The sequence below is a fragment of the Cellulosimicrobium cellulans genome (assembly GCF_042723955.1).
GTDB lineage: Bacteria > Actinomycetota > Actinomycetes > Actinomycetales > Cellulomonadaceae > Cellulosimicrobium > Cellulosimicrobium cellulans_H.
This window is the reverse complement of sequence record NZ_JBHXIC010000121.1, coordinates 2,282-9,701: the sequence shown is the minus strand read 5'-3', so window position 1 is coordinate 9,701 and position 7,420 is coordinate 2,282. Positions and strand designations below refer to the sequence as shown.

Annotated in this window: 3 protein-coding genes and 1 pseudogene; 1 reads left to right on the top strand and 3 read right to left on the bottom strand. The window is 75.2% G+C overall.

Annotated features, from left to right (window positions below; all coding sequences use genetic code 11):
• A pseudogene (locus tag ACFWH7_RS19755) lies at positions 1 to 4,755 on the top strand (hypothetical protein); the annotation flags it as partial.
• A 44-nt stretch (positions 4,756 to 4,799) separates the two neighbouring features.
• Here ACFWH7_RS19755 and ACFWH7_RS19750 read toward each other — a convergent pair.
• From ACFWH7_RS19750 to upp, 3 genes are all read right to left on the bottom strand, one after another.
• On the bottom strand, positions 4,800 to 5,522 hold the full coding sequence (locus ACFWH7_RS19750; RefSeq protein WP_378219155.1) for an NAD(P)-binding oxidoreductase: 723 nt from the start codon (positions 5,520 to 5,522) through the stop codon (positions 4,800 to 4,802).
• 150 nt (positions 5,523 to 5,672) lie between these two features.
• On the bottom strand, positions 5,673 to 6,356 hold the full coding sequence (locus ACFWH7_RS19745) for a winged helix-turn-helix domain-containing protein (RefSeq protein WP_378219153.1): 684 nt from the start codon (positions 6,354 to 6,356) through the stop codon (positions 5,673 to 5,675).
• 326 nt (positions 6,357 to 6,682) lie between these two features.
• Entirely contained in the window at positions 6,683 to 7,318 is a 636-nt protein-coding gene (gene upp, locus ACFWH7_RS19740) for a uracil phosphoribosyltransferase (protein WP_087470014.1), read from the bottom strand.
• Positions 7,319 to 7,420 lie beyond the last annotated feature (102 nt).

The window sequence follows — 7,420 nt, the reverse complement described above, 5'->3', positions numbered from 1 at the left end:
GGCGCCGCGGCCGCGGCCGGCGGTGCGGCGGCCGGCAGCGGCGCGCTCGCCGCGGCCGGTGCGGGCGGCCTCGTCGCCCTCGTCACGTCGGCGCCGCTCGCCGCGGCGGCCGTCACGGTCGGCGTGCTCACGGTCGCCGGGCTCGGCGTCGCGGGTGTCCTCGGTGTGTTCTCGCCGGACCCCGCGCCCACCCCGACCGCGCAGACCTCACCGTCGCCGTCCGAGTCCCCGACGCCGACCACCGGGACCACGACGACGCCGGACCCGACCACCGACCCGACGTCGCCCACGAACGTCCCGCCCGCCCCGACCGACGAGACGGCCGCCGGGACGGGCGACACGAACGGGACCGGCGGCGGGTCGCCGACGGACGGCACCACGCCCGTCGGGTCGACGCCGGGCACGACGACGCCGGGTGGGTCCACCGACCCCGGGACCGGCACGCCGACGCCCACCGACCCGGGGACCGGGACGCCCGGACCGACGGATCCGGGAACACCCGAGCCCGCGCCGGCGGCGCTCGAGCTGTCGCTCGCCCCGGTCTCGCTCGCGGCGCGAGTCCCTGCCGATCTTGTCATCACGGCGTCGAACACCGGTGGGCGAGCGGCGGAGGAGGTCTTCGTCGACCTCACGCTCCCAGACGGCGTCTCGACCCCCGGCTCGTCGCTCGTCGCCCGTGGGACGGTCGCAAGCGGTCCCCTCTCGGCTGCCTCGCTCCCGTGCGGCAGCGCGGTGCCCCAGGCCGACAGGACGAGCCTGGTCACGTGCTCGGTGGGCATCCTCGCCCCCGGGGAGAGTCGGGACCTCTCCGTCCAGGTCCGCGCGGACTCGGGCGGCGACTATCCCTTCGCGGCGTCTCTGCGTGCCAAGGGGATCCAGCCGTCTCACCGCTCGTTCCCGCCGACGAAGGTCTCGTACTGGGGTGCAGAGCTGCAGGTGACCGCCGAGCCCACGCTCGCGTTCGACAACCCCGGTGATGCGACGCTGCGGCTCTCCCTGCGCAACAGCGGCGACGAGCCTGCCGTGGATCCGCGCGTGACCGTCGACCTCCCGGACGGGCTCAGCCTCGTCGGCGGCGGCCCGAGGGGCTGGAGCTGCGAGGCCGGCGACGGGGCCGTGACGTGTGCCTCGCCGGCGGGCACGACGCTCGCCCCGCGCGCTACCGTCGATGTCCCGGTGCTTCTGCTCGCGGACCTCGAGACCGTCCCGAACGACCTTCCCGACGTCCAGGTGCAGGTGACGGCGGGTGACGCCCGCTCGGGAACTGCGTCCGTCGACCCGGCCGTCGACGACTACTGGGGAGGCGCCGCGGACGGTCTGCGCGGGGAGGACGGGGCGCTCCGCGGCGTCGTTCCGCAGTGCACGGCGACCGAGAAGGGCGAGCTCGCGTCTCTCGTCGCGACGTACACCAACACCACGTCGTACGACGACCTCGACGTGACGGTCGAGGCGGCGGGTTCGAGTGCGACGGCCGCCTCGGTCCGGCTCGGCCAGGAGGTGAAGGTCCAGGTCGACGACGGCGTGCGCTACCCCGCCGGGCGCGCGGACGTCGTGCTCTCGACGACGGTCGCGGGCGAGACGTTCGAGCACCGCCTTGACGCGGGGCCGTTCGCCGCGCTCGACTGCTGGACGCCGCCGCCGTGGCTCACGGCTGCCGACGTGCAGGTCGCGGCGGACAACGACGGCGGCACGGTGCGTTGGACGGCGAGCGTCGCGAACGACACGGGCGAGCCGCTCGACGTGCGTCTGCTCGCGCCCGACAACGGCACCTGGTCCGGGGTCGCGGACTCGGCGGCGATCGCGCCCCTCGCCGACCGCCAGACGGGCGACCTCGTCCTCGACACCGGGCTGACCCAGACGGTGCGGGGGAACGCGGTCCTGCGCCAGTACCGCTGGCACCAGGACGACGACGGTGACGGCCAGGGTTACCAGAGCCTGCTGCCCGTCCTCCTCGAGGAGCAACGGATCGCCCCCGCCGTCCCGGCACCCGCGCTCGGTGAGTGCCGATTCGACCCGGAGGCGGACACGTCGTCCGCGCCCGCGAGCCTGACCTTCGACAACTCGTCGTCGACCCTCCCGGTCGTGTTCTCCGTCGACGGACGCCCGGGCCTGACGGAGAAGGTCGCGGGCGGGGAGACGCAGGTCGTGGACCTGCCCCGCGCCGGGGCGCAGGCCGCCGCCTACACGGTGCTCGCCGACGGCCGCGAGCTCGGCACGCGCACGGTGGATGCCGTCGACTGCTTCGAGTGGTCGGTGACGGGCAGCGCGACGACGCGCTGGTCCGCGGAGTCCGGGTCGTTCGTCGTCGAGGGGACGTTCCGCAACGCGCACGCCGTGACCCCGACGAGCGTCGTCCTGGACGCCGGTCGCCATGGCTCGGCCGACGCTGTGGAGGTCGCGCCCGGCGCGGAGGCGTCGTTCACGCTCGACACGGGTTCGCGCGACGTCGCGGCGGGGTCGGTGACGTTCCGCGTGACCCGGGTCGGCGTCCCCGGGGCGGAGCCGCACGAGGTCCGCGCGTCCTACGACGCCGCGCGCTACGCGCCGTCGGCGGCGCGCGCGCCGTCGGTCGGCGAGTGCGTGTTCGACGCCGAGACGGACACGTCGTCCTCGCCGGTGACGGTGCACTACGACAACTCGGCGTCCACGGTCCCGGTGGAGCTCTCGGTCGCCGGTCGTGACGGTCTCACGGTGACGCTGAAGGCCGGCGAGGTGCGCGACGTCGTCGTGCCCGGCGGCGTGGGCGCGACGAGTGCGACGTTCGAGGTCCGCGCCGACGGCTCGACCATCGCCCGGCACGACGTCGCCGGTGTCGACTGCTTCGAGTGGAACGTCTCGGGCAGCGCGACGACGCGGTGGTCCGCGGAGACCCGGTCGGTCGTCGTGCAGGGTGAGTTCCGCAACGGCCACGCGACGACGGCGCTGCGCGTGACCATGGACAGCGGCGAGCTCGGTGTGACCAAGGCTGTGGACGTCGCCCCGGGCGAGAGCGTGACGGTCTCGCTCGACACGGGATCGCGCGACGTCGCGGCCGGCGAGGTCGTCTTCCACGCGACGCGGCTCGACGGTTCCGGGCGGTCGCACTCCGTGGCCGCCTCGTACGACGCGGTCCGGCACGCGCCCGCCGTGGGCTCGCCGGTCGTCGGGAAGTGCGTGCTCGACCCGAAGACCGAGCTGTCCTCCGCGACCGTCTCGCTGCGGTACGACAACACGCGCTCGACCGTCCCGGTCGTCTTCTCGGTCGAGGGGCGCAAGGACCTGACCCGGACCGTCGACGGCGGCGCGGCCGTGACCGTCGACGTGCCGGGAGGCGTGGGCCAGGAGCTGCTGCGGCTCGCGGTGCTCGCCGACGGGGCGCCGCTCGCGAGCCATGACGTCGCGGCCGTCGACTGCTTCGACTGGAAGAAGGTCGCGCACGCGGCCGATGCGGAGACGTCCTGGGGGGTGGCTCCCGGGACCGGCGTCGGCACGTCCGTCGTGACCGGTACGTTCCGCAACCCGTACGCCGCGACCACGCTCCGCGTCGGGATGTCGACGCCGCACGGCGACGCCGCGCCGGTCGAGGTCGCGCCGGGTGCCGAGGCGACGTTCACGGTGGACGCGAAGGCGCTGTCCGTCCCTGCCGGGACGGCGACGTTCACGGTCGAGCGCGCGGCGCCGTCGGGCCCGGGCCGGGAGACGGTCGAGGCCCGCTACCGCGCGCTCGAGTACAGCCCGGAGTGGGCCCGGTCCGCGACGGTCGACGCGCGCTGGCAGGACGGCTCGGTCAAGCTCGTCGGCACGCTGACCAACGACTCCCCGGAGACGATCGACGTGGTCATGTCGGCCGCGGGCTACGGGGACTCGGGGACCGCGCGGCAGGTCGCGCCCGGAGCGAGCGCGACGTTCACCGTGGACACGCGCGCGCTCGACGTGAAGCCCGGCTCCGTCACGTTCCGCCAGTCGCGCACCGTGCTCGGCTCGGCCTTCGCGGACGAGCGCCTGACGGCGCGCTACCAGGGCGATCGGTACCAGCCCGACTGGACCGCCACCCCGACGGTGGTCGCGCAGTGCGCCGCCGGGAGCGACGGCGTCGTCCTCTCCGTGACCCTGCGCAACGACTCGCCCGAGGCGATGCGCGTCGTCGTCCGCACGCCGTTCGGCGACCGCGACCTGGGCGACGTCGCCCCCGGCGCGAGCGCGCGCGCGGACGTCGCGGCGGGTGCGCTCGCGGTCAAGGCCGGGACGGTCGAGCTCGGGCTGGCGCGCACGGTGCTCGGGGTGTCGTTCACCGAGACGCTCACCGAGCACTTCGACGCGGTCGACTGTGCCGTCGAGCAGCCGACGGCGAGCCTCGTCCTCGGCGACCCGTACTACGACGCGGCGCGCGGCCACTCGTACCGCGCCGTGTCGGTCCTGCTCGACAACTCCGGATCGAACGTCCCGGTGACGTTCCGTGTCACGGGCCAGGCCAAGGGCGAGTGGGTCGTGGGGGCGGGGGAGCGGCGGACCGAGAGCCTGGGCGAGGCGCCCTGGTCCGGGGCGACCTACGTCGTCCACGCGGGCAGGTCGACCGTGCAGCTCAGGGTCGACGACTTCACCGCGGCGCCCGCGTGCTACCCGGGGTGGGAGGCGGGCGTCTGGTACGACCACGACGCCGAGGTCTCCTTCCGCGGCTGGAACTACACGGCGCGCAACGGCAGCATCCTCGTGCGACCGGACCGCGATCCGCTCGGGCTGTTCTGGGAGCGCGGTTCGCGCTGCGGCGAGGGCTGACGGGCGTCGTCGCCTCGGACGGCGACGCCGCCGGGGCGCGACAGCTAGGGCAGGACGTCCGCGAGCGCGTCGTCGACGGGCCGGTCGCCGCCGACGAGGTCGAGCACGAGGCCGGCCGACTGCGGTTCGTGGAGGACGGCGGCGAGCACGAGCGCGACGTCGTCGCGCGTCACGTCCGACCTCTCGCCCACGGCGGCTCCGGGCTTGCGTCGCTTGCCGCGCGGCTTGTCGCCGTCCCCGACGGGTGCGAGCGCGACGAGGCCGACGCCCGGGTCGTCGGTGAGGTGGCCGGGGCGCACGATCGTCCAGGCGAGGTCCGTCCGCGCGCGCAGGTCGTCCTCGGCCGCCGCCTTGGCGCGCAGGTAGGCCCAGAACACGTCGTCGACGTCGTCGGGGCGCTCGTCGGCGCGCGCCGCCTCGACGCCGCGGGAGGAGAGGAGGACGTAGCGTCCGACGCCCGCGCGCTCGGCGGCGTCGGCGAGCAGCGCCGCGCCCGCCCGGTCGACCGAGTCCTTGCGCGGCGCCCCGCTCCCAGGACCGGCGCCGGCCGCGAACACGACCGCGTCCACGCCCTCCAGCTCGAACGACACCGCGACGGCGTCGTCCTGCTCGAGGTCGATGAGCGCGACGTGCGCACCGATTTCGGTGAGGTCCGTGATCTGCGCGGCGGACCGCACGAAGGCGACGACGTCGTCTCCCCGCTCGACCAGGTTCCGGGCCAGGCGACGGCCGACCTGGCCGTGACCTCCCGCGATGACTGTGCGCATGGGCCGAACGTATCGCCGTGCGCGCGTCCGCGCCCGGCGAGCGTCGTCACCCTGGTCGCCTCGCCAGCGTGACGACAGGCGGGGTTGCGCTGCCGGGCGCGCGGTCCCCCACGTACCCCCACGTCGACCGCGGCCCGGCAGCGCTGGTCCTCAGGCGGCGTGCCCCGTGCCGCCGAGGACGACGGGGGTCTGCGGGTCGAACCGGTAGCCGAGCCCGCGGACCGTGGTGATGACGTGCTCCAGCCCGAGCTTCTCGCGCAGGCGGCGCACGTGGACGTCGATGGTGCGGCTGCCCGCGGCGACCTCGTGGTCGGCCCACACGGTCTCGAGCAGCTCGGCCCGGGTCACGACGCGGTGCGCCGTGCGGGCGAGGTAGGAGAGGAGCTCGAGCTCCCGGAACGTCAGGCGCGCGGACCGGCCCTCGACCGTGACGGTGCGGCCCGCGGGGTCGATGACGACGCGCGGCACGGGCGACAGCGTCGCGAGCCGCTCGCGGAACGCCGCGATGTCCTGCACGGGCGACGACGACCCGGTCGTGGGCTCGGCGAGCGCCAGGGCCGTGTACGTCTCGGCGCTCGGCAGCCAGTCGCGGGCGAGCTCGCCCAGCGCCTCCGCGAGCTCGACGAGCTGCGCCTGCGGCTGCTCGCCCGGCGCGGCGTCCACGCCGACGTAGAGCACGAAGCCGGGGGTGCGGCGGGGCGCGGCGTCCGGCGTGGCCGGGCGGGCCGGCGCGACGGTGGCGTGCGGCGCGGCGGGGCGCTGCGGTGCGAGGGCCCGGGGTGCGGCGGCGCGCGTCGAGGTGCGGCGGGCGGGGCGGGTAGCGGTGAGCGTCATGGGTGGCTCCGGGTGCGTCGGGCCGACGGCGTCGCCGGGGAACCGGCGGGTCGGCAGGGGTCGAGGGCTGAACCGAGGTGCGGGAGAGGGTTCAGGCCTGACAACAGACGCACATGACCGCGCCCGGGAGCGCGCCGGACGGCGCGCTGGCGGGACGGGTCGTGGTGCTCACGTGAGCGAGCATGGCAGCGCACCGCGCGGTACGCCAAGGGGAGCCCGGGAACTTCTCAGCATGCGGACCAGTCGGGTCTCGCTTTCCGGGCTCTCGTGCCGACGACGAGCGGCGCGACCGGGCACGGTCGCGCGCGCCCGCGCAGTGAGAGGGGTCAGACGACGCCGTAGAGGCGGTCCCCGGCGTCGCCGAGGCCCGGGACGATGTACGCCTTCTCGTTGAGGCGCTCGTCGACCGCGGCGACCACGAGGTGGACGTCCACGCGGTCGCCGACCGCGTTCTCCAGCACCTGGATCCCCTCGGGAGCGGCGAGCAGGCAGACCGCCGTGACGTCCCGCGCCCCGCGCGCGAACACGTAGTCGATCGCGGCGACGAGCGTGCCGCCCGTCGCGAGCATCGGGTCCAGGAGGAACACGTGCCGGCCCGTCAGGTCGTCGGGGAGGCGGTTCGCGTAGGTGACCGCCTCGAGCGTCTCCTCGTCGCGCTGCATGCCGAGGAACCCGACCTCCGCCGTCGGCAGGAGACGCGTCATGCCCTCGAGCATCCCCAGGCCCGCGCGCAGGATGGGGACGACGAGGGGACGGGGCTCCGCGAGGCGCACGCCGACCGTCGTCGTCACCGGCGTCTCGATCTCGTGCGGCTCGACCCGCACGTCGCGCGTGGCCTCGTAGGCGAGCAGCGTGACCAGCTCGTCGACGAGGAGCCGGAACGTCGGGGACGCCGTCTCCTTGTTCCGCAGGACGGTCAGCTTGTGGGCCACGAGTGGGTGGTCGGCGACGTGCAGGCGCATGGCGACAACGGTATCCGACCGCGGGCCCTCCCGTACCGCCCGGTAACCCGCTGCCGTCCGCGAGTTGTCAGCGCCACACCGGTCTATAGCCTGGTGAGGCGC